Here is a 25,127-nt window from a genome sequence, read left to right on the forward strand (position 1 = left end):
GCTCAACCGGGCAGGGCGGAGGCGTCGTACATCGCTGCGAAGTCCGCGCTCGGCGGTATCGGCTTGATGATGTCGATCAGCACGCCGTTCGGATCGGCGGTGATGAAATGCCGCTGGCCGAAATCCTCGTCGCGGATCTCCCGCAAAATCGGTAGGCCGGCGTTGCGGCAGGCAACGTAGACACCGTCGACATCTTCGACCTCGAAATTGAGCAATAGGCCGCGAGCGTTGGTGCGCGCGACCGCAGGAATGGTCTCGTGGCTGCTGTCGAGGATGGCGAGCGCGACATGCTCGGCCTCTGCCGATTGCAGGTGAACGTACCAGTCGTTTTCAAAAAGTGCGCTGAAGCCGAAGTGGCTGATGTAGAAGGCGGCGGTACCCGGAACATCGTCCGTCATGATCACCGGATAGTAGCTGGTCGATCTCATGCCTTGCTCCTTTGCTAAATTTACATACAGGATGTATGTTTTTGCCTATTAACATACATGCGGTTTGTATGTAAATAGACCCCATGGGCCGCAGCAATCGCGAGAGAACGGAACAGACGAGGCAAGCGCTGATCGACGCCGGCCGGCGCTTCTTTGTCGGCAAAGGTTATGCCGAAACGGCAACGCCGGAGATCGTCGCGGCGGCAGGGGTGACCCGAGGCGCGCTCTATCATCATTTTGAAGACAAGAAGGCGCTTTTTCGCGCGGTGATCGCGTGCGAGATGCAAGAGGCGGCTAAGGCAATCGAGGCGTCTTCGGCGCCTGGGGATGGGCCGCGCGCTGCGCTGATTGCCGGCGCTTCGGCCTATTTCAGCGCAATGGCTGAGCCCGGGCGAACCCGGCTTTTGCTGATGGAAGCGCCCGCGGTTCTCGGCTTGCCGGCGACTGCGGCAATGGATGCCGAGAATGCGGAGGCGACCTTGCGTGCAGGACTGGCGGCGCTTGTGCCTGGGGCGGGAACGCTGCTCGGCCCGCTGACATCGCTGCTGTCGGCGGCTTTCGACCGTGCCGCGATCGCGATCGAAGCGGGCGGAGAGCGGCGGGATTACGAGCAGGCGATAACAACCTTACTCGACGGCCTCGCCGATCACCTGCGGCGGTAGCTCGACGAGCGGCGCCGGCACATCCCAACTCTTCTCCGGCGACTTGCAGAGATCGGCGATGACGCAGCGCTCGCATTCCGGGCGGCGCGCCTTGCAGGTATAACGCCCGTGCAGGATCAGCCAGTGATGGGCGTGATAGAGGTAATGTTTCGGGATCACCTTCATCAACCGCGCCTCGACCTCGTCGGGCGTCTTGCCGGGGGCAAGCCGGATGCGATTGGCGATGCGGAAGATATGGGTGTCGACGGCCATCGTCGCTTGGCCGAAGGCCATGGACAGCACGACATTGGCGGTCTTGCGGCCGACACCCGGCAATTTTACCAGCTCCTCTCGCGTCTCCGGCACCTTGCCGGCGAAATCGTCGACCAGCATCTGCGCGAGCGCGATGACGTTTTTCGCCTTGTTGCGATAGAGGCCGATCGTCTTGATATGATCGCGCAGCCGCTCCTCGCCGAGATCGAGCATCTTTTCCGGCGTATCGGCAACCTTGAAGAGCGCGCGGGTCGCCTTGTTGACGCCGACATCGGTCGCCTGCGCCGACAGTGCGACCGCGACAACCAGGGTGAAGGGATTGCTATGCTCGAGTTCGCCCCTCGGTTCGGGCCGCTGCACCGAGAAGCGGCGGAAGATCTCCTCGCGCTCGGCCGGCGAATAGGCGGTCTTCACCGCCGCCGCCGGTTTGCGGCGGGCGATCACATTCGAGTTTTGCGACGGTTTGCCAACGGATTTGAGTTTCGGATTCGCCATGGTGAATCTATACTCAGCAGCCATGATGGAAAGCAACGCCGACAGCTTCAACGAGCAGCCTGTTTTCGCTGCCGAACTCCTCCCCCACCGGTCGCTCGGCCGCCGGGGTTTCAGGGTGCTGCTTATCCTGTCCGGTTCCCTCTGCTTTCTCTACGGCACGTTCTTCATCGCGACCGGCGCCTGGCCGATCGGTTTCTTCTTCGGGCTGGATTTCCTGCTTCTCTATGGCGCCTTCTGGCTGAGCTACCGCTCAGGACGGGCGCGCGAGGAGGTCACGGTGTCGCGCACCGATGTGTCGGTGCGCAAGTTTGCGCCATCGGGACGAATGGTGGAGCATCACTTCAACCCATACTGGGCGCGCTTCCTCATCCGCCGGCACCAGGAGATCGGCATCCTTTCCATGCAGATCTTCGGCGAGGGCCGCCGCACCGATATCGGTTCCTTCCTCAACCCCGACGATCGTGAAAGCTTCGCCAAAGCCTTCAAGGGCGCGCTCGCCACGGTCAAGCAGCGTATCTGAACTACAGGTGCGCAAGAAACGGGTGGTTTGCGAACAGCCTATTGATTATCTCCTTACGACAAGGAGAAAGACGATGAATATGATTGCGAACCTGCAAAAAGACATCACGCCTGACGGCCCTGATTATGACATTGTGCGCCGGGTGATCGAACTGATCACCGAGGATTACCGCGACCAGCCTTCGCTGGAGGTGATCGCCGCGCGGCTCAACCAGTCGCCGACCCAGCTGCAGAAGACCTTCACCCGCTGGGCCGGCCTGTCGCCCAAGGGCTTCCTGCAGGCGGTGACGCTCGATCACGCCAAGCGGCTGCTGCGCAAGGAAGATATGCCGTTACTGGAGACCTCGATCGAGGTCGGCCTGTCCGGGCCGAGCCGGCTGCATGATCTCTTCGTCACCCATGAGGCGATGTCACCCGGCGAGTGGAAGGCCAAGGGCGGTGGCCTCACCATCCGTTACGGCTTCCACATCTGCCCCTTCGGTATCGCGCTAATCATGGTGACCGACCGCGGCCTTGCCGGCCTTGCCTTCAGCGATTCCGGCGACGAGCGGGCCTGCCTCGAAGACATGACCTGCCGCTGGCCGAATGCCTGTTATATCGAGGATCTGCAGGCGACGGTTCCCTACGCCGCCCGAATCTTCGAGCCCGGCAGATGGTCTTCCGAGCAGCCGCTGCGCGTCGTGCTGATCGGCACCGATTTTCAGGTGCGCGTCTGGCAGAGCCTCATGAAGATCCCGTTCGGCAAGGCCGTCACCTATTCCGATATCGCCAACGATATCGGCCGGCCGACGGCGCAGCGCGCCGTGGGGGCGGCGGTCGGGGCAAACCCGATCTCCTTCGTCGTGCCCTGCCATCGCGCGCTCGGCAAGAATGGCGCTTTGACGGGATATCACTGGGGCCTCACCCGCAAGCGGGCGATGCTCGGTTGGGAATCGGCGCATGCCTGAGCGGCGGATCGTTCGTCGCTTACCGTTCCGACCGTTCTCTCCTTGCGTCGCTCACCCCCTCATCGCCTCGCTATTGCTCCGGCACTTCTCCCCGCTGGGGAGAGGAGGCTGGTGGCGATGTTTCGGCCAATTCCAGCAATGCTCGGGCCGCACTTTCATCGGTGATCAGCGTGTTGCAGCCGATGCGCTTGATCGTGGCGCGGATGGCGATGGCGCGATGGGCGCCGCCGGAGGAGAGCACGATGTGCTTGGCCTCTTTCAGCGTATCGAGATCGACGGACATGACACGCCGATTGATCGAGTGGTCGACGGAATTGCCGTCCTTGTCGAGGAAGTTGAACATGGTGTCGCAGACGCAGCCGGCATCCATCAGCTCCCGCAGCTCGGCCTTCGATATCCAGCCCTCCGACAGCGAGGTCGAATGCGGGCCGATATCGCCGCAGCTGACGATCGCTAGGTCGAGGTTCTCGGCGAGACGGTAGATCGTGTCCAGCCCGCATTTTTCGATCAGATTGCGCTTGGTCTCGATGGAATCCACGAGAAGCGGCGCCAGAAACATATAACATTCGGCGCCGAGCTGATTGGCCAGCCGCCATGTGTAATCGATCGGGTTCGTCTGGTGCACGGCGACGATGCCGCCGAGCAGCGAGACGACCTTGCAATTGGCGCGGCGCGGCGGCCGGAAGCTCGACAGCGAGGCGGTCATGGTGCGGCCCCAGCCGACGCCGATGGTATAATCGTCGGGGATGGCTTCGGAGAGGAACTGGCCAAGCGCCAGCCCGACATTCCGCGCCAGCGAATTGACGTCGCCATGGACCGGCGCCGGCACGACGATCGCCTCGTCGAGGCCATAGGCGCGCTCCAGCTTTACCGCAAGTTCGACGCAGTCGCCGATCGAATCGTTAATCCAGATTTGGACTTCGCTGCGCTTCATCGCCTCGTCGAGCAGGCGGATCACAGTGGTGCGGCTGATGCCGAGCTGTTCGGCGACGTCCTTCTGGGTCAGGCCCTCATTGTAGTAGAGCCATGCCGCCCTCAGCCGCAGCGAGGATGCCTCGGAATAGGCCGTGTGCGTGCCGCGTTTGAGCTTGACCACATTTCCTCCAGCCGAATTCCCGCCCTAAATCCCTTTTTGGGATCAACGGCTATCACGGCACCCTTGTTGCGGGGATAATGACGGGTGTGACACTTATGTCAATTGAAATGCACAAATGTCCTTGACTTTCCCTCGGGCGAATGGCGATAGTCCTGGCGACAGGAAATCGTTCTGTCCGTCCGAGGAGGACATAGTGCGGGCATGCCGAAAGTCACGACCGGCCTTTCAGCCGCAGCCGCAGCCGCAGCCGTTGCTTGCGTTCGGGCGGACGCTTGGCCGCGGGAACACGGCCACTGTCCTTCACGTTTATGAATCATCCGTGACGGATGCGCGCATTTTTGCCCGCAGCAGGCAGACAAGCTGTCGGTAGATCACCTTTGCCGGGCGGAACTCGCGCCGGTCGCAGCCCAAGTTCAACAAGGATTATTGACCATGACATCCAAGCTTGACCAACTTCGCGAGATTACCACTGTTGTCGCCGATACCGGCGACATCGAAGCCGTCGCCCGCCTGAAGCCTGTGGATTGCACGACCAACCCGAGCATCGTGCTGAAGGCGCTCGGCACGCCGATGTTTGCCGACGCCATCAAGGAAGCCGTCGCCTGGGGCAAGAAGCAGGGCGGCAATCCCGAAGCCGTTTCCTCTGCCGTCGCCGATCGCCTGGCCATCTCCGTCGGCGCCGCCCTGGTGAAGCTCGTCCCCGGCCGTGTTTCGACCGAAGTCGATGCCGATCTTTCCTTCGATACCGAGGCGTCGCTTGCCAAGGCGCGGTCGATCATCGCCGCTTATAAGGATCGCGGCATCGATCAGGACCGCATCCTCATCAAGCTCGCCTCCACCTGGGAAGGCATCCGCGCCGCGGAAGTGCTGCAGAAGGAAGGCATCGACTGCAACCTGACGCTTCTCTTCAGCAAGGCCCAGGCGATTGCCTGCGCCGACGCCAAGGTGTTCCTGATCTCGCCCTTCGTCGGCCGCATCCTCGACTGGTACAAGAAATCGACCGGCAAGGACTACACCGCCGAGGAAGATCCGGGCGTCATCTCCGTCCGCGAAATTTACAACTACTACAAGGCGAATGACATCAAGACGATCGTCATGGGCGCCTCCTTCCGCAGCGCCGGCGAAATCGAGGCCCTTGCCGGCTGCGACCGCCTGACCATCAGCCCGAACCTGCTCGACGAACTTGCCAAGGACGAAGGCAAGCTGGAGCGCAAGCTCTCTCCGGACAACAGCAAGCCGGATCCGAAGGTTTCGGTCGACGAAAAGACATTCCGCTGGATGATGAACGAAGACGCGATGGCGACGGAAAAACTTTCCGAAGGCATTCGTGCTTTCGCCAAGGATCTGACGACGCTACGCACCATGGTGCAGAAGGAACTGCAGCTCGCTGCCGCCTGATAGGCTTACATGCAATCGAGGGCGCGGCTGCCGCCTGGCAGCCGCGCCTTTTTCATGCTGTTATCAAGGGCATATGCTGTCGGAGACTGATATGGCGGATGAGCGACCGGCAAATTCGCATGTGGCATTTGCCCGCAAGCATGCAAGCTTCATCATCGCCGTCCTTGCCGGACTGGTGGTCTTCTTGGCTGTGACCTCGCGCGACGTCAGCGCCGGCAATATCTTGTTCGGCTGGAATGTCAGCGCCGGCGTTTTTGTCGCGCTCAGCTGGCGCAAGATGCTGCGGGCGACGGTCGAAAGCATCCGGAAACGCTCCGCGGATCTCGATTTTTCCGACACCGTCTTGCTGGCCCTGTCGATCGGTGCTGCGATTGCCAGCATTGCCGGCATCGGCATCGAACTGCATTCGATCAAGGAGGCGGCACCCGACGTCGCGCTGGCGCGGGCGAGTGCCGCGGTGCTGACAATCCTGATCTCCTGGATCTTTCTGCATACGCTTTTCACCATCCATTATGCCCATTATTTCTATGGCGGGGCGGACGAGGAGGGCGGCCTCAAATTTCCCGATGGGATCGAAGAACCCGGCTATTGGGACTTCCTCTATTTCTCCTTCACCATCGGCGTTGCCGCGCAGACGGCGGATGTCGCGGTCGGCTCGACCAGCATGCGCAAGCTGACGCTGCTGCATGCCGTGCTGTCATTCCTGTTCAACACGACGATCCTGGCGCTGGCGATCAATGTGGGGGCAAGCCTGCTATAATGCGGCCTCGCCGGAGCTGGCGGCCAACCGCCTGCTCAAACCGGAGGGTATGATGAAAAGCGTCTCAAGCCGGCCTCGATTGGTCGATCTCATGCTTCTTCTGGGCAGGCTGCTGCTGTCGCTGATCTTCCTGCACGAAGGTTCGGTCCTCGCATCGGATATCACCGCGACCGTCGACACTTTCGCACAGCTGGGGCTGTCGGCGCCGGTTGCATTTGCCACGATTGCCCTTCAGATCGGCGCCGGCCTTTCCATTGCGACAGGCTGCCTCTGCCGGCTTGGCGCCTTGGCGCTGGCGTTCTTCTGCCTGGCGACAGCATTGCTCTTTCACACGAATTTTGCCAGCCAGAACGAACTCCTGCATTTCGAAAAGGACCTGGCGATTGCCGGCGGCATGTTCGTCCTGGCGGCTTCGGGGGCGCGAGCGATATCAATCGACAGGCTGCTGAGAAAGCGGGTCACAGGCATTCATCCCTGGCTGAAGGCGGTGTTGTAGCGAATTCGCTGCAGAACTTCTGCGCGACATGCGGTAGTCCACTCCGCGGCTTGTTCGAGCCACGGAATTGTTCGGGCTTGCGTCGCGCCTGCAGCGCTTACAAGATCGCCTGGCCGGCCATCAGCGCGAGAACGAGGAAGATCAGGAAGATCACCAGCGCAATGCCGAAGAGAACGCGGGCGATGGTCGCAGTGGCTGCGGATACGCCGGAAAATCCGAAGAAGCCGGCGACGATTGAAATCACGAAAAATATCAGAGCCCATTTCAGCATGGCAACATCCTTTCCGTTTGCTGGAAATACGCGGCAGCCGGGAAATTGTTCCCGACCGCTGGTGACCAGCCCGGCACTGCCGACGCCGCCAAAGCGAATATGAACGCGCGGAACTTCGGCCTGGACCCCTCCAGATCCGGTCTTTTCCGTCGCTCAGCCGTGATTGATCATCACGTGGCGCACGGCGGTATAATCCTCCAGCGCATAGACCGACATGTCCTTGCCGTAGCCCGACTGTTTGAGGCCGCCATGCGGCATCTCGTTGGCCAGCATGAAATGTGTGTTGATCCAGGTGCAGCCATATTGCAGCCGGGCGGCCGTCTTCATGCCGCGGCCGATATCCTTCGTCCAGACCGAGGAGGCGAGGCCGTAATCGCTGTCGTTTGCCCAGGCAACGGCGTCGTCGGTATCGGAAAAGCGGGTGACCGAGACGACCGGGCCGAAGACCTCGCGGCGGACGATCTCGTCGTCTTGCAGGGCGCCGGCCACGACGGTCGGGGTGAAGAAGAAGCCCTTGTCGCCGGATACCTGGCCGCCGGTGGTGATCTCCATGTGTTTATGCTCGGAAGCGCGGGCGACGAAGCTTTCGACGCGGTCGCGCTGGCGTCTGGAGATCAGCGGGCCGATCTCGTTTTCGGTATCGTCGGCCTGGTTGAAGCGGATGCTTGCGACCGCCGAGGATAGGTCGGCGACGAAATTATCGTAGACCCTGGCGTCGGCATAGATGCGGCAGGCGGCGGTGCAGTCCTGGCCGGCATTGTAATAGCCGAAGGTGCGGATGCCTGACACGACGGCATCGATATCGGCATCGTCGAAGACGATGACAGGGGCTTTGCCGCCGAGTTCCAGATGGGTGCGTTTCACGGTCTTGGCGGCGGCCTGCAGCACCTTTTTGCCGGTGGCAACGTCGCCTGTTATCGAGACCATGCCGATCTTTGCATGGTTGATCAGCGCGTTGCCGACGCTCTCGCCGCGGCCGAGGATGACGTTGACGACGCCTTCGGGAAGGATGTCGGAGAGCAGCTTGGCCATCTTCAGCGCCGTCAGCGGCGTCTGCTCCGAAGGCTTGAAGACGACCGTATTGCCGCCGGCGATCGCCGGCGCCAGCTTCCAGGCCATCATCATCAGCGGATAGTTCCACGGCGCGATCGAGCCGACGATGCCGATCGGATCGCGGCGGATCATCGAGGTGTGGCCGGGCAGATATTCGCCGGCGGCCGGTGCGTGCAGGTTGCGCACCGCGCCCGCGAAGAAGCGATAACAATCGACGATCGCCGGGATTTCGTCGTTCAGCACTGAATTGATCGGCTTGCCGCAATTCAACGCCTCGAGTGTCGCGAAGCCGGCGGCATCCTTCTCGATCGCGTCGGCGATCTTCAGCAGGTAACCGGAACGCTCGCCCGGCGTCGTCTGCGACCAGCTGTTGAAGGCTTTTTCGGCGGCATCGACGGCGGCGTCGATTTGGGAAAGCGAGGCCTCGGGAAGATCGATCACCGTCTCGCCGGTTTTCGGGTTCAGGATGTGCTCCTCCGTTTCCGTGCCTTTTTCAAAGCCGGAACCGATCAGCATTTGGATATCCATGATGTTCTCCCTGTTATTTGCCGCCGCCGGCGATCTGGTCGCCGTCGCGGGTGAGGTAATAAGCTGCCAGGATCGGCAGGAAGGTGACGAGCACCACGACCATGGCGACCACATTGGTGACGGGGCGCTGGCGCGGGCGGATAAGTTCTTCGAGCATCCAGATCGGCAAGGTCGATTGCTGGCCGCCGGTGAAGGTGGTGACGATGACTTCGTCGAAGGAAAGGGCGAAAGCGAGCATGCCGCCGGCGAGAAGGGCGGTGCCGATATTCGGCAGGATGACATGACGGAAGGTCTGGAAGCCGTCGGCGCCGAGATCCATCGAGGCTTCGATCAGCGAGCCGGAGGTGCGGCGGAAGCGGGCGACCGCATTGTTGTAGACGACGACCACGCAGAAGGTGGCGTGGCCGAGCACGATGGTCCAGACCGAAAACGGGATGTCGAACAGGCTGAAGGCGGAGCGCAGCGCAATGCCGGTGATGATGCCGGGAAGCGCGATCGGCAGGATGACCAGCAGCGAGATCGCCTCTCGGCCGAAGAACTTCGTCTGGCTGACGGCCGCCGCACAGAGTGTGCCGAGGATGAGGGCGATCGCGGTGGCGATGATGGCGACCTGCACGGACAGGCCAAGCGCCGACCAGACGTCCGGCCGGTTCCAGGCGACAGCGAACCATTGCAGCGTCAGGCCGGGCGGCGGCCATTGATAGCTCTTCCCCTCGGTGGTGAAGGCATAGACGAAGATCAGAAGGATCGGCAGGTGCAGGAAGAGCAATCCACCGGCAGCGGCGATTTTCAGCGGCAGTGGCGATGTCTTGAGGTCAGAGCGCATCGAAAGCCCCCAGCTTTTTGGCGAGCGACAGATAGAGCGCCATGATGACGATCGGCACGACCGAGAAGGCAGCGGCGAGCGGCACGTTGCCGGCGGTTCCCTGCTGGGCATAGACGGCCTGGCCGATGAACAGCCTGGACGAGCCGATGATCTGCGGAATGATGTAATCGCCCAAAGTCAGCGAGAAGGTGAAGATCGAACCGGCCACGATGCCGGGGAGTGCGAGGGGCAGCAGCACGGTGCGGAAGGTCTGGCGCGGTGTCGCGCCGAGATCGGCCGAGGCTTCGATGAGGTTGCCGGGCACACGCTCGAGGGCCGCCTGCGTCGGCAGGATCATATAGGGAAGCCAGATATAGACGAAGACGATGAATGTGCCGAGGTAGCTCACCGAGAGCGAATTGCCGCCGACCACCGGCAGGCTGAGAATGCCGTCGAGCAGCCAGGAGAGATGGAGCTTCTCGAAGGTCCAGGTGAGAATGCCTTCCTTGGCAAGGATCAGCTTCCAGGCGTAGATCTTGACGAGATAGCTCGACCAGAGCGGCAGCATGACGCCGAGATAGAAGAGCACCTTCCATTTGCCCTGTGCGTAACGTGCGGCGTAGTAGGCGATCGGGAAGGCGATCAATGCGGATGCGAGGGTGACGAGAGCGGCCATCACGACAGTGCGGATGATGATGTCGAAATTCGTCGGGCTCAGCAGCTGGGCATAGGTCGAAAGCGTGAATTCGTAATTCACCAGCCCGGAAAAATCGTCGATCGCGAAGAAGCTCTGCAGAAGCAGGGCGATCAGCGAGCCGATATAGATGATGCCGAGCCAGAGCAGCGGCGGCGTCAGCATCAGGAAGAGCAAGAGCTTCGGGCGCCGCCAGAAGGCATCCGACAGCCGGCCGAAAAACCCGCTGCGCCCCGGAAGGATCGATGTCGTGCCATCTGCCATGGTGAGCGCCGTCATGCCGCATCGTCCATGTAGTGGATATCGGCAGGCTGCCAGGCGAGGCGGATACCGGCGCCGACATCAGGCACAGGTGCGCCGGCCGGCAGGGTGATCTGCAGCCGGCTGCCTCTGAGGTCGACGCTGAGACGGGTGGCGGCGCCGAGGAAACTTGCATTTTCGACCGTCGCCTCGATGCCGTCGCTGGCCAAACGGATCGCCTCGGGTCGCAGGCTTGCCCAGCGGCTGTCGCCGCCGAGCGAGGCCATTAGATCAGGTGCGATCACGTTCGAGGAGCCGACGAAGTCGGCCACGAAACGGGTCTTAGGGCGGCGGTAGATATCCTGCGGCGTACCTTCCTGGACGATATTGCCATTGTTGAAGACGGCGACGCGATCGGCCATGGACAGCGCCTCGCCCTGATCATGTGTGACGAAGACGAAGGTGATGCCGAGCGCGCGCTGCAGGCTCTTCAATTCCTCCTGCATCTGCTCGCGCAGCTTCAGGTCGAGCGCGCCGAGCGGCTCATCGAGCAGCAGCACTTTCGGCTTGTTGACGAGGGCGCGGGCAAGCGCCACGCGCTGCCGCTGGCCGCCGGACAGCTGACCGGGACGGCGGGCGCCGTAGCCCGGCAGCTTGACGAGTTCGAGGGCGTCACCAGCGGCCTTCATCCGCTCCGCCTTGCCGACACCCTTGACCATCAGCCCGTAGGCGACATTGTCGAGGATATTGAGATGCGGGAAGAGCGCGTAATCCTGAAACACGGTGTTGACGTTGCGGCGATAGGGCGGAACGCCATCGGCCGTCTCGCCGAAAATCTGGATGTGACCGGCGCTCGGCTGCTCGAAACCGGCGATCAATCGCAGGCACGTCGTCTTGCCGGAGCCGGACGGACCGAGCATGGCGAAGAACTCGCCGGGCGCGATCTCAAGATCGACGCCGTCGACGGCGCGAACCTGGCCGAAATGGCGCGATACCTGCTGGAAACGGACGGCTGACGTCATGGGGGACTCCGGTCTTGCACGTTTAGAGAGGGCTTTGGTCTTGGCTTAGAAAGACCCGCCCCAAACCGCTCCCCACAAGGGGGAGGGGCTTAGCCTGCCGTACCCTTTCGCAACCCTTTCGCAAATACCTTGGTGTTTCGGCAGGCTTCGGCGGTGCCACTCTTAGCCCCTTCCCCTTGTGGGGAGGGGCTGGGGAGGGGATTCAAGGCATACGAGCGGATCGGTTCACCTTCCGCCGATCACGCCGATATAGTCCGACACCCAGCGGTGATAGGGCACGCATTCGCTCTGCGTCGTGCATTTGGCGACCGGGGTCTTCCAGAATTTGATCTTGTCGAAGTGCTCGAAGCCGTTGGTGGCGCAACCGGCATCGCCCATCAGCGCGTTGCCCTTGCAGGCGGCGGGAACGGAGGGCACGGCGCCGAACCAGGCGGCGGCGTCGCCCTGGACCTTGGCCTGCAGCGAATGTTCCATCCACATATAGGCGCAGTTCGGATGTTCGCTGTCGGCGTGCAGCATGGTGGTATCGGCCCAGCCGGTGACCCCTTCATCCGGGAAGGTGGAGGCAATCTTCTGCTTGTCGGCCTGCAGCAGGTTGACCTGAAAAGGCCAGGAGCCGGATGCGACGACGCCTTCATTCTTGAAGTCGTCGATCTGGATCATTGCATCGTGCCAGTAGCGGGAGACGAGCTTGCGCTGGCCGCGCAGCAGGTCAAGGGCCGACTTATACTGATCTTCGGTCAGTTCGTAAGGGTCCTTGATGCCGAGATCCGGCTTGTGGGCCATCAGATACAGGGCGGCGTCGGCGATATAGATCGCGCCGTCATAGGCCTGGATGCGACCCTTGTTCGACTTGCCGTCCGGCAGGGTCTGCTCCTCGAAGACGACATTCCAGCTGGTCGGCGCCTTGTCCTTGAAGGCATCGGTATTATACATCAGCACATTCGGCCCCCAGAGATAGGGCACGCCGTAATGCACATCGTCGACCGTATACCACGGGCCTTTCTGCAGGCGCTCGTCAACCGTCTTGAAGCTCGGGATCAGATCGGTGTTGATCGGCTGGACACGCTTGCCGGCGATGAGGCGCCGCGATGCGTCGCCCGATGCGGTGACGAGATCGAAGCCGCCCTCGTTCATCAGCGAGACCATTTCATCCGAGGTGGCGGCGGTCTTGACGGAAACCTTGCAGCCGGTCTGCTTTTCGAAATCGGTGACCCAGTCGTAGTTCTTGTCAGTCTCGCCGCGTTCGATGTAACCGGCCCAGGCGACGATGCTGACGGCACCTTCGCCTTTGCCAAGCGTCTTCATCGGTTCGGCGGCGATCACCTGCGTCGCGAAGCTCAGGCAAGCGAGTGCTGCCGTGCAGGATTTCAAGCGATTGGTCATCATCCGTCTCCCGGTCTGGTGCCACTTTTCGTGGCGGTTTGTTCCCGGATGAAATGGTGCCGCGAAAATGCCGCTTTCGCAAATTCATTTATCAGAAGGGCGATATCGGAAATTCCGATATCAACGGATGCGGCCTGACCGCAGACTTTCGGCGATGCCGACGAAGTCGCGCGCTGCCTGCGGCAGGCTGGAGCCCTTGCGCCAGACCATGCCGACCTGGACGACCGGCAACGACCCGGAGACGTCGCGGCTTTCGATGCGGTCGCCTTCCAGCGACCAGGGGCGGTAGACGAGATCGGGAAGCAGCGCCACGCCGGCGCCTGTCGCCACCAGGCTGCGCACCGCCTCCACCGAGCGGGTGCGGAAGGCGACATGCGGGCGGGCGCCGAGGGCGGAGAGTAGCTTGCCGGTGTTCTCCTCGATTTCGTCGACCGTCAGCATGATCAGCGGTTCGCGGGCGATATCGGCGACCGAGATGATGTCGGCCGATACCAGCGGATGGCCCATCGGCAGCCAGAGCCGATAAGGCGAGGTTTCGAGAATCTCGGCCTGCAGCGCCATGCGGTCGCGCAGGTTTGAGATTACCATGACGGCGACATCGAGTTCGCCGCCGACCAGGAGGTGTTCGAGGTAGCCGCCATTATCCTCGATGGCGCTGACCTCGATGCCTGGACAGGCGCGGCGATATCGCGCCAGGAGATCGGAGAGCACATAGCCGGCGACGAGAGAGGTGACGCCGATGTTCAAAGTGCCGGAGAGGGCGCTTTGCTGGCCGGAGAAGCTGGTGCGCGCATCGGAGACGGAGGCGAGGATCTTCGTCGCGTGGCGCAGGAACTGGTGGCCGTTATGGGTGATCGTCAGGCCGCGCGGATGGCGCTCGAACAACTCGACGCCGAGGTCGGTTTCGAGCTCTTTCAGCGCTTCCGTCACCGAGGATTGCGAGATCGACAGGTTTTGTGCGGCGCGGGTCACCGACCCCTGTTCGGCCACGGCGACAAAATATTGAACCTGACGAAGCGTGAAGGCCATGGGCGTTTAGAGCATGGTGGAATAGGCCGTGGCAAGCGGCCTGGAAAAGCGGACCTTTTTTGGTGTTTTCTCAAAAGGACGCAGGCTTCGCACACCCACTTAAACTTTCTGAAACGTCATTTCCTTAACGTTCTCAGCACTTGTCCTGCGTTGGAGTTTCAGATGGCGGAGCAGTTGGCGTGAAGGCCTTACTGCGTATATTCCGGCCTTCCCGGAAATTGGCAATCATCATCGGTGGAGTCGCTCTTCTAGCGGGCGTTTCCGGCGGTGCGGCCGTCTATGTCGGCAAGGACAGACTAATAGGTGCCGCCGGTGGTGGCTCTGGGCTCGAGTGCAGCGACGTCAACCTGGTGACGATCCGGAAGCAGGATCACGTCTGGGTGCGCAAATACATCAAGACCGAACCGACCGACGGGATGACACGGGTCAAGACTGCGCTTCGTGTCGCCCAGGCCGTTTATGCCGCGCAGAAGCCGGATCTGGTGCAGGTGGTGGTGCTTGACGAGAACGGCCCGACCCTGCGCTCCGACATTCGCGGCAGGGCGATCGGCGCCGATGTCGTCTATATCCCGCATCCCGACAAGGCTGTTCCCGGCCTCGACGACAAGCCCTATACGGCGCGCTACTATGACGGCAGGGCCAGCGAAAACGGGCTGTTCTTCGGCGAGCGGATAGAGTTGCCTCTCGATGAAATCGCCATGATCAGCAGCGCCTTCAAGGATCCTGAGGATTGCGTCGACCCGGTCGCTGTGGGTTCGACGAAGAACGGCGAAAAGGGCAAAGAAACGAAGGCGGCAGGCGGTGCACATGGCGCAGCGCCGGCGGCCGAAGGCGAAGCCACGCCAGCTCATGAAGCTGCGCCAGCCAAAGAAGGCGTGGGTGCCGATGTGGTGGCGGAGGCTCCGGCCGAAGAGCCGCCGGCGGAAGCTGCCAAGACCCGCTGAATCAACGGCATGAAAAAAGCGGAGCACCTGCCGGCGCTCCGCTTCGTTTTTCTCATGTTTCTTCCTGTCAGTCGGCCTTGTTGCGGCGGGCCGGGAAGAGAATGACGTCGCGTATCGACGGTGCGTTGGTCAGAAGCATGATCAGGCGATCGACGCCGATGCCGAGGCCACCTGCCGGCGGCATGCCCTGGTCGATCGCATCGAGGAATTCCTCGTCCAGCTGCTTTTCTTTTTCGCCGCGGGCATGCGCCTGCTCGAGCTGCTCGACCATGCGGCGGCGCTGCTCTTCGGGATCGTTGAGTTCGGAGAAGGCGTTGCCGAGTTCCCAGGCGTTGCAATAGGTCTCGAAGCGCTCGACCAGGCGCGGTTCGCCCGGCACTTCCTTGGCGAAGGGTGAGATGTCCTTCGGGAAATGCGTGACATGAGACGGCTGGATCAGCGTCGATTCAACCTTTTCCTCGAAGATGAAAGCAAGGCATTCGCCCCAGGTCCAGTCCTTCTCGACCGCGAAGCCGGCGGCCTTGGCAGCGGTCCGGGCTTCCTCGTCGGTCTTGATCGCGAGGAAGTCGATGCCGGTGGCTTCCTTGACGGCAGCGGGCATCGGCACGCGCTTGAACGGTCCCTTGAAGGACAACCGCTTGTCGCCGAAGTCGAATTCCGTCGTGCCGTGAATGGAGAGCGCCAGACCCTCGAACAGACGCTCGACGAGGTCCATCATGTCCTCGTAATCGGCATAGGCCCAGTAACATTCCATCATGGTGAATTCGGGATTGTGCCGGGTGGAGACGCCTTCGTTGCGGAAGTTCCGGTTGATCTCAAAAACCTTGTCGGTGAGGCCCGAGACCAGCGTGCGCTTCAGGAACAGTTCCGGCGCGATGCGCAGATACATGTCGAGCTTCAGCGTGTTGTGATGCGTCTTGAACGGCTCGGCCGTGGCGCCGCCATAGATCGATTGCAGCATCGGCGTCTCGACTTCCATGAAGCCGTCATTTTCCATGAAGCGGCGGATGCCGGAGACGATCTTCGAGCGCTGCTGGAAGCGAAGTTTCGAATCCTCGTTGGTCATGATGTCGAGATGGCGCTTGCGATAGCGCAGCTCGATGTCGGACAGGCCGTGCCACTTTTCCGGCATCGGCAGCAGCGACTTGGTCAGCATCTCGATCTTTTGAGCGTTGATCGTCAGCTCGCCGCGCTTGGTGCGACGGACGATGCCGGTGACGCCGATAATGTCGCCGATGTCGATCATCGGCAGCAGGGCGCGGACCTCTTCGGGTGTCGTGTCCTTGTGACTGAAGATCTGGATCTTGCCGCCGGCGTCATGGATGTCCATGAACATGCCGGAGTTGCGCGAGGAATAGACGCGGCCGGCGACAGTGACGACGTCCCGCGTCTCGGTGTTGGGCTCCAGGTTCTCGTAGTTTGCGGCAAGCTCGGCATTGGTCATCGTCCGGTGGAAATGCGCCGGATAGACGTCGCCGATCTGCTCGCGCAGCAGCTTCAGCTTCTGGGCGCGCACTTCCGTGGCGTCGGAGGACAGGGTGTTTTCGGTCTTGGTGTCAGCCATTGTTGAAATCCTCTGACTGTTCTTACTTCGCGCCGACGAGGGCGGCGACCGCCTGTGCGGCAAGCTTCAGGCGCTGGCGCACGACGGAGCGGCCGAGGATCGCCATGGAATCGAAGAGCGGCAGGGAGCGCGACGAGCCTGAGACGGCGACGAAGAGCGGCGAGACCACCACCTTCAGCTTCTTGCCCATGCGGTCGGAGATCGCGCGCAGTTCCGCCTCGATGGTCTCGGCATTCCATTCGAGGATTTTTTCGAGATCCGGCTGAACGGTGTTGAGGATCTCCAGGATCTCTTCCGGCGGCGACTTGATCTTGGCGAAATCGGAAGGCTGCAGGCCGAGGTCGGATTTCAGCAGGAAGCCGGCGAGATCTGGCAGCTCGCCGAGCTTGGAAATGCGCGTCTGCGACAGGCGCAGGCCGGCCATTAAGCGGTCGTTTTCCATCGCCCAGCTCAGCACGCGGTCGCGGAATTCCTCTTCCGACAGCTTCTCGCGGATCCAGCGGCCGTTCAGCCAGTCGAGCTTCTGGATATCGAAGATCGCGCCGGCCTTCGAAAGGTTCTCCGGGTCGAACTTCTCGGAGAGTTCGTCCATCGTCAACAGCTCTTCGCCTTCGGCGATCTGCATGAAGAACAGGCCGAGGAAGTTCATCAGCGCTTCCGGGATATAACCGAGCGCGGAATAATAGGAGATCGATGTCGGGTTCTTGCGCTTCGACAGCTTCGACTTGTCGGCATTGCGCATCAGCGACAGATGCATGAAGACCGGCTGGTCCCAGCCGAAATAACGATAGAGCAGGATGTGCTTCGGTACCGAAGCCAGCCATTCTTCGCCGCGCGCCACATGGGTGATCTTCATCAGATGGTCGTCGATGACGTTGGCCATGTGATAGGTCGGCATGCCGTCGGCCTTGATCAGCACCTGCATGTCGACGGAATCCCAGGGAATGGAGACGTCGCCGTAGACGCCGTCGGTGAAGTCGCAGGAGCCTTCGGCCGGGATCTTCATGCGGATGACGGTCGTCTCGCCGGCTGCCATGCGCGAGGTCACTTCCTCTGCCGTCAGGCTGAGGCAGAGACCGTCATATTTTGGCGGCTTGCCGGCAGCGCGCTGCGCCTCGCGCATCTGTTCGAGGCGCGCGGGCGTGCAGAAACAGCGGAAGGCATGGCCCTTGTCCAGCAACTCCTCAGCATAAGGCTGGTACATCGGCTTGCGGTCGGACTGGCGATAGGGGCCGTAGGGACCGCCGATATCGGGGCCTTCCTTCCATTCCAGCCCGCACCATTTCAGGGCGTCCAATACCTTGGTCTCGAATTCCGGTGTCGAGCGCGCCGCATCGGTATCCTCGATGCGCAGGATGAACTCGCCGCCGTGCTTCTTGGCATAGAGGTAGTTGAAGAGAGCGATATAAGCGGTGCCGACATGCGGCTCGCCGGTCGGCGAGGGAGCGATGCGGACGCGGACGCCGGAAGTTGTCATTGGTATGGCCCGTCAATGAACGCCGGACGGCTTTCCAGGGAAAGCGACGTTCGGCCGAAGGATGCAGATATCTTCATCGGCAAACCGGCCGAAAAAGGGCATGCGCCCGCACTATCCGCCGATCGTCCGTTCGGCTGGCCTTAGGCCATATTCAACCGGGCGCGTCAAGAAAAACCACGTCCGCAACGGCCTGCTGACGCTGAGGGCGCGCGCCAGTGCAGCGCGCCCTCCCGTATCAGCCTCATTGCGCGCCGTCGCGTTTCCGCTTGCGAGCATTGCGGGCGATCATGTTCAGCACCTCGACCAGAGCCGAGAAGGCCATGGCGGCGTAGACGTAGCCCTTCGGCACATGGAAGCCCATGCCTTCGGCGATCAGTGTCGTGCCGATCATCAGCAGGAAAGCGAGCGCCAGCATGACGATCGTCGGGTTTCTCTCGATGAAATTGGCAAGCGGGTTGGCGGCAACCAGCATGACCGTGACGGCGGCGATGACGGCGATGACCATGATCGGCAGATGCGGCGTCATGCCGACAGCGGTGATGATGCTGTCGACCGAAAAGACCAGGTCGAGCAGCAGGATCTGGCCGATCGCCGATGCAAAGCCTGTCGTGACGGATTTCGCGATGAAATCCTCCTGATGGTCGATGGGATCGACGGTGTGGTGGATTTCCTTGGTGGCTTTCCAGACGAGAAACAGGCCGCCGGCAATCAGGATCAGATCCTTCCAGGAGAAGCCGTGGCCGAAAGCCGTAAACAGGGGTTCGGTCAGCTGCACGATCCAGGCGACGGTGCCGAGAAGAGCCAGACGCATGACAAGGGCGAGACCGATGCCGATCTTGCGGGCCTTCTCCCGGTGTTCGGGGGGCAGTTTGTTGGTGAGAATGGAAATGAAGATCAGGTTGTCGATCCCGAGAACGACTTCCATCACCACCAGCGTGATGAGCGCCACCCAGGCGGCCGGATCCTGAATGAGCGTCATAATTTCCTGCATTAGCTTATATCCCCTTGCGTCACCGATGACGCCCGCAATGTAGTGTCGGCGGTCTGCTGCACAAGCGCCGCAAGGGGGTATACGAAATCGATGTGACTTTTATTCCCTAGAACAGGATGATTTAAGACCGGGTCGGTCTTAAATTTGAATCCTGTTCTAAATTACAGAGTTAGAGCATGATGATCGTCCGAAAACCGCTCACACTTTTCGGCATCATGCTCTGATAGGTAGCCAGATTTCAGTGACGCCCATGCCGGTATGAGGATCGAAGCGCTCGTCGTAGCGTTCGAACATGTCAGGTGTTTCGCCGTGTTCCAATCCCGAGGTCGGCCACCACGTGCCGAAGATTCGGTTCATGGTCACGGAAATGCCGGAGACATGCCCGCGATGGTTAAAGACGACGTAGCGCTGTCCCGGAAGCTTTAGCGTTGCAAAATCAGCCGGCAGATCGCCGGCATCGGAGATTTCGACCGCGGCCATATAGCGGAATTTCTCCGCTTCGCCGTCGATATGTGTGCAGATGCCGTAGGCAATGTTGCCTTTCTGGCCGGAGATCTGGCCGAAATGGGTATTGAACTCCTGCCAGAGAGAGGGAATGGCGGCATTGCCGCCATAGGGGTAGATCTCCGCCAAGCCGGCAAAGAGCATCGGCTGAAGGGTTTCGAAGCGGGGCGGTTCGAGGTCGTTGAGGTGGGCGGGTTCCATTCTGATCGGCTCCAACAAGACAAGGTTACGGGCGTGCCCCTGCCGGCGCACCGCATCCGGCGTCATGCCGAACTGGTCGCGGAAGGCACGGGTGAAAGCCTCGTGCGAGCCGTAGCCCGCGCAAAGCGCAACCTCGAGAATGGTGGATGAGCCGCCGACCAGCGCGGGCAAGGCGCGGCTGAGGCGCCGCCCCCTGATATAGCCGCTGATCGAGTGGCCGGTGACGAGCCCGAAGACGCGTGACAGGTGGTAACGCGACAATCCGGCTGCTTCCGATATCTCTTCCAGCGATAGATCGCTTTCGAAATGGCTCTCTATGAACCATATCGCCCGTGCGATGGCGCTCATCTCTACTCCCTTGGTTGCGGCTTCTTCCATAGAGGAAAGCCGGCAGCCGGGTTTGATCGTGCTTGCGGAGTTTTGGCCGATCGAGGGTGGCAGTCAAGGATGCGGTCAGGCGGTCTCGTGCCGGCGCGCACCGTAGGCGGCCATGAAAACCCGGATCGCGCCGCGGATGACGCGGTCGATTTCATCGCGGGAAGGCGGTTCTTCCATGCTTCCGAACAGCCGGAGCTTGAAGAAACTGCCGCTGGCGAGATCGAGGAACTGGCCGGCGGCCAGATCGATGTCGTCGATCTTGAGTGTGCCTTCGGCGACGTGCCGTTCGAGGAAGTCGCACATGATGGTGCGCAGGTTTACCGGACCCTTGAAGAAGCGTTGACAGAGCGCCGGCATGCGGTCGCGAACGCCGAGAACGGTGCGCATGGCGTTGATGACCTTTTCATCGGTCATGTGGGTGACGAAGCTTATCCCGAATTCGTACAGACCGGCTTCGGGTTCGTCATGTTCGGCAAGTGCGGTGCGGACTGCCGCCACGAAGGCGGCGCGCTCTGCCTCGATCATCGCCGAAAACAACTCTTCCTTGTTGGTGAAATAGACGTAGAGCGTTCCCTTGGAGACGCCGGCCTCGCGAGTCACGTCGTTCATGCTGGCGGCATCGAAGCCCATTTTCATGAAGACACGCTTGGCGCCGGCGAGAATCTGCTGGCGCTTGGCCGGATCTTCGCCCGCGGCAAACCGGCCCCCGCCAACGGGAGGACTGAAGACGGCAGCATGGTCGGGTTTCAGCGTCATGTCTCCTTAACCGTGTTCACGGTTTCGTCTTTTCCTTAAAGAAATCGAACCGATTGGTTCTATACATCTTGATATGACGGTTAAACAGGTTTAAGTCAACTGAACCGAACCGTTCAGTTCGATTATTTACTCAAGATCGGTAAAGTGGCCATGTCGAGCAATCAGAAGAGCAACGTCGCGCGGATCGTTAGCGAAAACGCCGAGGCCGAAGAGGTAAGGGCCGAAGTCGCGGCTGTTGCAGAAGCTCCGACAGCGGAAGCACTTGAAAAACCGTCTGCCCCGGCGCAGTCGGCCCCGGCTTCGGTTGCCGCGCCCGCGGCGGCGAAGAAGCGCCGCAGCCCGGTGCTACCGATCGTCGTGCTTGCTCTTCTCGCCGGCGGCGGCTGGTATGGGTACGAATGGTGGACGAACGGCCGCTTCATGGTGTCGACCGACGACGCCTATATCGAGGGCGATATCGCAACGATTTCGCCGAAGGTCACGGGCTACGTCGCGAAGGTGAATGTGGTCGCCAACCAGGAAGTCAAAGCGGGCGACGTGCTTGCCACGCTTGATAACGGCGACTATCAGAACGCTCTCGATCAGGCGCAGGCCCAGATCGCCACCGAACAGCTTTCGCTGCAGCGCATCGATGCGCAGATCGAAGGCGCCAATGCGAGCCTCCTGCAGGCTCAGGCGCAGAAGGTGGCACTCGAAGCGGCCGTTCGCGGTGCCGAGATTACCCAGAAGCGTCAGAGCGAGCTTCAGGCAAAGTCGGTCGGCACCGCCGCCGATCTCGACAACGCCAATATCGCCCTTGATCAGGCCAAAGCCAATCTTGTCGGCGGCGACGCCAACATCACGGTGGCGCAAGCCAACGTCACCATTCTCCAGGCGCAACGCAAGGAGGCTGAAGGCTCGGTACGTTCGCTGGAGATCTCGCGCGACAAAGCCGCCCGCGACCTCTCCTTCACCGTGCTCAAGGCGCCCTATGACGGCATTATCGGCAACCGCTCGGTCCAGGAAGGCGACCTCGTTTCGCCCGGCCAGCGGCTGATGGCGCTGGTTCCTGTGCGCCAGCTCTATATCGACGCCAACTTCAAGGAAACGCAGATCCAACATCTGGTGCCGGGCTCGAAGGTCAACGTCCATGTCGACGCTTATAGCGACCATCCTATTGTCGCCACCGTCGAATCGATTTCGCCCGCTTCCGGCTCGGTCTTCTCGCTGCTGCCGCCGGAAAATGCCACGGGCAATTTCACCAAGGTGATCCAGCGCGTGCCGGTGCGCATCGCGCTGCCGCAGGATGCGCTCGACAGCGGGCGTCTACGCGCGGGTCTCAGCGTCGTCGTCGACGTCGACACCCGTACGGCGCCGAGCAAGTAGCCCTTAGAATAGGCGGAGTGTCCGATGGCCGGAAGCGCGACAGCAACAGCGGGGACGATTCCGGCAGCGCCTGCCCACGCTGACGAGCGCATGGATCCGAGGAAGCTGATCGCCTTCTTCGCGATGGTGCTCGGCATGTTCATGTCGATCCTCGACATCCAGATCGTCTCGGCCTCGCTTGCGGAAATCCAGGCGGGTCTTTCGGCCGGCAGCGACGAGGTCGGCTGGGTGCAGACCGCCTATCTGATCGCGGAAGTGATCATGATCCCCCTGTCGGGCACGCTGGCGCGGATTATCTCGACGCGTTATCTCTTCGCGATCTCGGCCGCCGGCTTCACCATGGCGAGCGCGCTTGCGGCGACGGCGACGAATATCGACCAGATGATCGTCTATCGCGCCATCCAGGGCTTCATCGGCGGCGGCATGATCCCGTCGGTGTTCGCGGCCGCCTTCACCATCTTCCCAGCTTCGAAGCGCAGCATCGTCTCGCCGATCATCGGCCTGATCGCGACGCTGGCGCCGACCATCGGCCCGACTGTCGGCGGCTATCTCAGCCATGCCTTCTCGTGGCACTGGCTGTTCCTCGTCAATATCGTTCCCGGCATCATCGTCACGATCGTCACCTGGAACTTCATCGATTTCGACAAGCCGGAACTGTCGCTCTTCAAGAAGTTCGACTGGTGGGGGCTGATCTCGATGGGCATCTTCCTCGGCGCGATGGAATATGTGCTCGAAGAGGGCAATTCGAACGACTGGTTCAACGACAGCTCCATCGCCATTGCCGCCGTCGCTTCCGGCGTTGCGGCCATCATATTCTTCTACCGCGCCTTCACGGTGGATTTTCCCGTCGTCGACCTCAAGGCATTCGCCAACCGGAATTTCTCCTTCGGCTCGATTTTCTCCTTCGTCATGGGTATCGGCCTCTATGGTCTCACCTATATCTACCCGGTCTATCTCGGTCGTATCCGCGGCTATGACTCGCTGATGATCGGCCAGACGATGTTCGTCTCCGGGCTCGCGATGTTCTTCACCGCGCCGATCGCCGGCCGGCTGTCGACGAAGATGGACCTGCGCCTGATGATGGTGATCGGCTTCACCAGCTTCGCCGCCGGCACATACATGATGATCCACCTGACGGCGGATTGGGATTTCTACGAACTGTTCATCCCGCAGATCCTGCGCGGCTTCGGGCTGATGATGTGCATGGTGCCGATCAACAATATCGCGCTCGGTACAATGCCGCCCTCGCGCATCCGCGGCGCATCCGGCCTGTTCAATCTGACCAGAAACCTCGGCGGCGCTGTCGGTCTTGCCGTCATCAACACCGTGCTCACCAACCGTCAGGACGTGCACTACGAGCGGCTGCGGGAGAATATGGACTGGGGCAATCCGGCGGCGATCGATCAGATGAACAACATGACCGCCAACTTCAATACCTATGGCATGGATGGCGCCTCGGTCGCGATCAAGCAGATGGTCGGCCTTGCCACCAAGCAGGCGGTGATCCTGTCCTTCAGCGATGTGTTCCTGATCCTGACCGCGCTTTTTGTCGCGATGATCTTCGGTGTCGCGATGATCAAGAAACCCGCGCCGCAAGGCGGGGGAGGCGGTGGCGGCCACTGACCTCCGGCCTGCTGCCCCATGAAAAGGTCCTCTTCGGAGGGCCTTTTTATTTGCCGTTTTCCAGCCGTTATGTCATCAGCATGTAATCCTCGGTCGGATTGGTCCAAAGCAGACCGTCCGTCCCAGAAAAACAGTGCGCCAATCGGCCAGTTCGTTTTTTTGATTTACGTACATCAAATTTGGCGCTAAGGGTCTCGTCAGGAGGAATGATGAGGCCAACTGTTCACGATATCGCCGCTGCTGCCGGTGTCAGTCTTGCGACTGTCGACCGGGTTCTCAACCGGCGCCCGGGTGTGCGTCACGTCACGCGGGAGAAGGTCGAAACCGCAATCCGCGAGCTCGGTTATATCAGGGACGTCGCCGCCGCCAATCTCGCCAAAGGACGCACCTATCCCCTGGTCTTCATCCTCCCGGCCAGTGACAATTCCTTCATGCATGGGCTGAATGCCGAGATTCGGCAGGCGATCCTCCGCTCGCCCGCCGAGCGGACCGATATCCGCACCATCGAGGTGCCGGCTTTCGATCCGGCCGCCCTCGTTTCCGTGCTCGAAGGGCTTTCCCGCGAAAAGCCTTGCGGCATTGCGATGGTCGCGACCGATGCGCCTGACGTGCGCGCCGCCGTCGACAGGCTGGTGCGCGAGCGCTTTCCCATCGTCACTCTGGTTTCCGATCTCACCGGGTCGCTGCGCCATCACTATGCCGGCGTCGACAATATCGCGGCCGGCCGCACGGCGGCCCGGCTGCTCGGCCGATTTCTAGGGGCCCGAAAAGGCGAGATCGCCGTGCTCGCCGGCTCCATGCTGGTGCGCGACCATCGCGAGCGGCTGGAGGGCTTCACTTCCGTCATGGCCGAGGAGTTTCCCGATCTGGCGATCCTACCGGTTCTCGAAGGCCGGGATGATCCCGAGGTCGCTCATAGGCTTGTTGCCGATGCGCTCGGCAATGCCGGCATTATCGGCGTCTACAGCCTCGGCGCCGGCAATCGCGGCCTCGTTCGGGCGTTGAAGGAGAAGGCCGTCGATCGGACGCTGACGGTGATCGCCCATGAGCTGACTGCCCACACCCGTGCCGCACTCATCGACAACACGATCGATGCCATCCTGAACCAGGATGCCGGCCATGAGGTGCGTAGCGCAATCCGTGTGCTGAAAGCCAAGGCGGACGGGCTTGCCGTCATCGACGCGCAGGAGCGCATTCGCCTCGACATATTCCTGAAAGACAATCTGCCGTAACGGCAAAGGAG

The 25,127-nt window shown here is 61.4% G+C and carries 25 protein-coding genes; 10 read left to right on the forward strand and 15 right to left on the reverse strand.

The window, feature by feature from the left end:
* Positions 1-2 precede the first annotated feature (2 nt).
* Complete coding sequence (locus tag ATY29_RS22455) at positions 3-428, reverse strand: VOC family protein (RefSeq protein ID WP_097533110.1); 426 nt, start codon at positions 426-428, stop codon at positions 3-5.
* Positions 429-511: 83 nt separating this feature from the next.
* On the opposite strand from ATY29_RS22455, the gene ATY29_RS22460 reads away from it, so the two are divergent.
* Entirely contained in the window at positions 512-1,090 is a 579-nt protein-coding gene (locus ATY29_RS22460; RefSeq protein ID WP_025417097.1) for a TetR/AcrR family transcriptional regulator, read from the forward strand.
* On the opposite strand, the gene nth is transcribed toward ATY29_RS22460, so the two are convergent.
* Positions 1,055-1,861, reverse strand: coding sequence for an endonuclease III (nth, locus tag ATY29_RS22465; RefSeq protein WP_025417096.1), 807 nt, complete (start codon positions 1,859-1,861; stop codon positions 1,055-1,057). The two genes, ATY29_RS22460 and nth, sit on opposite strands and share 36 nt — an antisense overlap.
* Here nth and ATY29_RS22470 point away from each other — a divergent pair.
* Entirely contained in the window at positions 1,860-2,357 is a 498-nt protein-coding gene (locus tag ATY29_RS22470; RefSeq protein WP_097533111.1) for a DUF2244 domain-containing protein, read from the forward strand. The genes nth and ATY29_RS22470 overlap by 2 nt on opposite strands.
* Before the next feature lie 73 nt (positions 2,358-2,430).
* Positions 2,431-3,303, forward strand: a complete 873-nt coding sequence (locus tag ATY29_RS22475) for a methylated-DNA--[protein]-cysteine S-methyltransferase (RefSeq protein ID WP_003566699.1) — start codon at positions 2,431-2,433, stop codon at positions 3,301-3,303.
* A 70-nt stretch (positions 3,304-3,373) separates the two neighbouring features.
* On the opposite strand, the gene ATY29_RS22480 is transcribed toward ATY29_RS22475, so the two are convergent.
* Positions 3,374-4,399, reverse strand: a complete 1,026-nt coding sequence (locus tag ATY29_RS22480; protein WP_003566697.1) for a sugar-binding transcriptional regulator — start codon at positions 4,397-4,399, stop codon at positions 3,374-3,376.
* Between the two features lie 432 nt (positions 4,400-4,831).
* Here ATY29_RS22480 and tal point away from each other — a divergent pair, with 432 nt between their 5' ends.
* The 3 genes from tal (at position 4,832) to ATY29_RS22495 (ending at position 7,053) form a co-directional block, all read left to right on the forward strand.
* Positions 4,832-5,797 (forward strand): transaldolase, encoded by a 966-nt coding sequence (gene tal / locus ATY29_RS22485; RefSeq protein ID WP_003566695.1) that lies wholly within the window; start codon positions 4,832-4,834, stop codon positions 5,795-5,797.
* A gap of 91 nt (positions 5,798-5,888) precedes the next feature.
* Entirely contained in the window at positions 5,889-6,557 is a 669-nt protein-coding gene (locus ATY29_RS22490) for a DUF1345 domain-containing protein (protein ID WP_003566693.1), read from the forward strand.
* Between the two features lie 49 nt (positions 6,558-6,606).
* Positions 6,607-7,053, forward strand: coding sequence for a DoxX family protein (locus ATY29_RS22495; RefSeq protein WP_025417094.1), 447 nt, complete (start codon positions 6,607-6,609; stop codon positions 7,051-7,053).
* Between the two features lie 97 nt (positions 7,054-7,150).
* Here the strand turns inward: ATY29_RS22495 and ATY29_RS22500 are convergent, their stop codons facing one another.
* The 7 genes from ATY29_RS22500 to ATY29_RS22530 form a co-directional block, all read right to left on the reverse strand.
* Positions 7,151-7,324, reverse strand: coding sequence for a DUF1328 domain-containing protein (locus ATY29_RS22500; protein WP_003566688.1), 174 nt, complete (start codon positions 7,322-7,324; stop codon positions 7,151-7,153).
* Positions 7,325-7,477: 153 nt separating this feature from the next.
* Complete coding sequence (locus ATY29_RS22505) at positions 7,478-8,905, reverse strand: gamma-aminobutyraldehyde dehydrogenase (protein WP_025417092.1); 1,428 nt, start codon at positions 8,903-8,905, stop codon at positions 7,478-7,480.
* A 13-nt stretch (positions 8,906-8,918) separates the two neighbouring features.
* Complete coding sequence (locus ATY29_RS22510) at positions 8,919-9,731, reverse strand: ABC transporter permease (protein WP_097533112.1); 813 nt, start codon at positions 9,729-9,731, stop codon at positions 8,919-8,921.
* On the reverse strand, positions 9,721-10,683 hold the full coding sequence (locus ATY29_RS22515; RefSeq protein WP_025417090.1) for an ABC transporter permease: 963 nt from the start codon (positions 10,681-10,683) through the stop codon (positions 9,721-9,723). The genes ATY29_RS22510 and ATY29_RS22515 overlap by 11 nt, the downstream gene beginning before the upstream one ends.
* On the reverse strand, positions 10,680-11,666 hold the full coding sequence (locus ATY29_RS22520) for an ABC transporter ATP-binding protein (RefSeq protein WP_097533113.1): 987 nt from the start codon (positions 11,664-11,666) through the stop codon (positions 10,680-10,682). The genes ATY29_RS22515 and ATY29_RS22520 overlap by 4 nt, the downstream gene beginning before the upstream one ends.
* A gap of 225 nt (positions 11,667-11,891) precedes the next feature.
* Positions 11,892-13,052 (reverse strand): ABC transporter substrate-binding protein, encoded by a 1,161-nt coding sequence (locus ATY29_RS22525; RefSeq protein WP_025417088.1) that lies wholly within the window; start codon positions 13,050-13,052, stop codon positions 11,892-11,894.
* Between the two features lie 120 nt (positions 13,053-13,172).
* On the reverse strand, positions 13,173-14,081 hold the full coding sequence (locus ATY29_RS22530; protein WP_003566676.1) for a LysR family transcriptional regulator: 909 nt from the start codon (positions 14,079-14,081) through the stop codon (positions 13,173-13,175).
* 179 nt (positions 14,082-14,260) lie between these two features.
* On the opposite strand from ATY29_RS22530, the gene ATY29_RS22540 reads away from it, so the two are divergent.
* The gene (locus tag ATY29_RS22540) at positions 14,261-15,025 is read left to right on the forward strand and encodes a hypothetical protein (protein WP_097533115.1); all 765 of its coding nucleotides are present in this window, start codon (positions 14,261-14,263) and stop codon (positions 15,023-15,025) included.
* A 67-nt stretch (positions 15,026-15,092) separates the two neighbouring features.
* Here ATY29_RS22540 and lysS read toward each other — a convergent pair whose 3' ends face one another.
* The 5 genes from lysS to ATY29_RS22565 all read right to left on the reverse strand — a co-directional run bounded on the left by lysS (position 15,093) and on the right by ATY29_RS22565 (position 20,896).
* Positions 15,093-16,589: a lysine--tRNA ligase gene (gene lysS / locus ATY29_RS22545; RefSeq protein ID WP_097533116.1), complete on the reverse strand. Its 1,497-nt coding sequence runs from the start codon at positions 16,587-16,589 to the stop codon at positions 15,093-15,095.
* 22 nt (positions 16,590-16,611) lie between these two features.
* On the reverse strand, positions 16,612-18,066 hold the full coding sequence (gene gltX / locus ATY29_RS22550) for a glutamate--tRNA ligase (RefSeq protein WP_097533117.1): 1,455 nt from the start codon (positions 18,064-18,066) through the stop codon (positions 16,612-16,614).
* Positions 18,067-18,307: 241 nt separating this feature from the next.
* Positions 18,308-19,057, reverse strand: coding sequence for a TerC family protein (locus tag ATY29_RS22555; protein ID WP_025417085.1), 750 nt, complete (start codon positions 19,055-19,057; stop codon positions 18,308-18,310).
* A 213-nt stretch (positions 19,058-19,270) separates the two neighbouring features.
* The gene (locus tag ATY29_RS22560; RefSeq protein WP_097533118.1) at positions 19,271-20,110 is read right to left on the reverse strand and encodes an AraC family transcriptional regulator; all 840 of its coding nucleotides are present in this window, start codon (positions 20,108-20,110) and stop codon (positions 19,271-19,273) included.
* A gap of 105 nt (positions 20,111-20,215) precedes the next feature.
* Positions 20,216-20,896: a TetR/AcrR family transcriptional regulator gene (locus ATY29_RS22565; RefSeq protein WP_003566664.1), complete on the reverse strand. Its 681-nt coding sequence runs from the start codon at positions 20,894-20,896 to the stop codon at positions 20,216-20,218.
* Positions 20,897-21,046: 150 nt separating this feature from the next.
* Between ATY29_RS22565 and ATY29_RS22570 the strand changes: the two genes are divergently transcribed.
* The 3 genes from ATY29_RS22570 to ATY29_RS22580 all read left to right on the forward strand — a co-directional run bounded on the left by ATY29_RS22570 (position 21,047) and on the right by ATY29_RS22580 (position 25,116).
* Positions 21,047-22,261 (forward strand): HlyD family secretion protein, encoded by a 1,215-nt coding sequence (locus ATY29_RS22570; RefSeq protein WP_003566662.1) that lies wholly within the window; start codon positions 21,047-21,049, stop codon positions 22,259-22,261.
* Between the two features lie 24 nt (positions 22,262-22,285).
* Positions 22,286-23,884, forward strand: coding sequence for a DHA2 family efflux MFS transporter permease subunit (locus ATY29_RS22575; RefSeq protein WP_003566660.1), 1,599 nt, complete (start codon positions 22,286-22,288; stop codon positions 23,882-23,884).
* A 209-nt stretch (positions 23,885-24,093) separates the two neighbouring features.
* Complete coding sequence (locus ATY29_RS22580) at positions 24,094-25,116, forward strand: LacI family DNA-binding transcriptional regulator (protein WP_025417082.1); 1,023 nt, start codon at positions 24,094-24,096, stop codon at positions 25,114-25,116.
* The last annotated feature ends 11 nt before the right edge of the window (positions 25,117-25,127 follow it).

Origin of the sequence: Rhizobium hidalgonense (assembly GCF_002914525.1) — a bacterium.
Lineage (GTDB): Bacteria > Pseudomonadota > Alphaproteobacteria > Rhizobiales > Rhizobiaceae > Rhizobium > Rhizobium hidalgonense.

Excerpts from the sequence above, each read along its gene's own strand:
- ATY29_RS22455 (WP_097533110.1), bottom strand. The coding sequence starts at position 428 with ATGAGATCGACCAGCTACTATCCGGTGATCATGACGGACGATGTTCCG.
- ATY29_RS22460 (WP_025417097.1), top strand. The coding sequence starts at position 512 with ATGGGCCGCAGCAATCGCGAGAGAACGGAACAGACGAGGCAAGCGCTG.
- ATY29_RS22470 (WP_097533111.1), top strand. The coding sequence starts at position 1,860 with ATGATGGAAAGCAACGCCGACAGCTTCAACGAGCAGCCTGTTTTCGCT.
- nth (WP_025417096.1), bottom strand. The coding sequence starts at position 1,861 with ATGGCTGCTGAGTATAGATTCACCATGGCGAATCCGAAACTCAAATCC.
- ATY29_RS22475 (WP_003566699.1), top strand. The coding sequence starts at position 2,431 with ATGAATATGATTGCGAACCTGCAAAAAGACATCACGCCTGACGGCCCT.
- tal (WP_003566695.1), top strand. The coding sequence starts at position 4,832 with ATGACATCCAAGCTTGACCAACTTCGCGAGATTACCACTGTTGTCGCC.
- ATY29_RS22490 (WP_003566693.1), top strand. The coding sequence starts at position 5,889 with ATGGCGGATGAGCGACCGGCAAATTCGCATGTGGCATTTGCCCGCAAG.
- ATY29_RS22495 (WP_025417094.1), top strand. The coding sequence starts at position 6,607 with ATGATGAAAAGCGTCTCAAGCCGGCCTCGATTGGTCGATCTCATGCTT.
- ATY29_RS22500 (WP_003566688.1), bottom strand. The coding sequence starts at position 7,324 with ATGCTGAAATGGGCTCTGATATTTTTCGTGATTTCAATCGTCGCCGGC.
- ATY29_RS22505 (WP_025417092.1), bottom strand. The coding sequence starts at position 8,905 with ATGGATATCCAAATGCTGATCGGTTCCGGCTTTGAAAAAGGCACGGAA.
- ATY29_RS22510 (WP_097533112.1), bottom strand. The coding sequence starts at position 9,731 with ATGCGCTCTGACCTCAAGACATCGCCACTGCCGCTGAAAATCGCCGCT.
- ATY29_RS22515 (WP_025417090.1), bottom strand. The coding sequence starts at position 10,683 with ATGACGGCGCTCACCATGGCAGATGGCACGACATCGATCCTTCCGGGG.
- ATY29_RS22520 (WP_097533113.1), bottom strand. The coding sequence starts at position 11,666 with ATGACGTCAGCCGTCCGTTTCCAGCAGGTATCGCGCCATTTCGGCCAG.
- ATY29_RS22525 (WP_025417088.1), bottom strand. The coding sequence starts at position 13,052 with ATGACCAATCGCTTGAAATCCTGCACGGCAGCACTCGCTTGCCTGAGC.
- ATY29_RS22530 (WP_003566676.1), bottom strand. The coding sequence starts at position 14,081 with ATGGCCTTCACGCTTCGTCAGGTTCAATATTTTGTCGCCGTGGCCGAA.
- lysS (WP_097533116.1), bottom strand. The coding sequence starts at position 16,589 with ATGGCTGACACCAAGACCGAAAACACCCTGTCCTCCGACGCCACGGAA.
- gltX (WP_097533117.1), bottom strand. The coding sequence starts at position 18,066 with ATGACAACTTCCGGCGTCCGCGTCCGCATCGCTCCCTCGCCGACCGGC.
- ATY29_RS22555 (WP_025417085.1), bottom strand. The coding sequence starts at position 19,057 with ATGCAGGAAATTATGACGCTCATTCAGGATCCGGCCGCCTGGGTGGCG.
- ATY29_RS22560 (WP_097533118.1), bottom strand. The coding sequence starts at position 20,110 with ATGAGCGCCATCGCACGGGCGATATGGTTCATAGAGAGCCATTTCGAA.
- ATY29_RS22565 (WP_003566664.1), bottom strand. The coding sequence starts at position 20,896 with ATGACGCTGAAACCCGACCATGCTGCCGTCTTCAGTCCTCCCGTTGGC.
- ATY29_RS22570 (WP_003566662.1), top strand. The coding sequence starts at position 21,047 with ATGTCGAGCAATCAGAAGAGCAACGTCGCGCGGATCGTTAGCGAAAAC.
- ATY29_RS22575 (WP_003566660.1), top strand. The coding sequence starts at position 22,286 with ATGGCCGGAAGCGCGACAGCAACAGCGGGGACGATTCCGGCAGCGCCT.
- ATY29_RS22580 (WP_025417082.1), top strand. The coding sequence starts at position 24,094 with ATGAGGCCAACTGTTCACGATATCGCCGCTGCTGCCGGTGTCAGTCTT.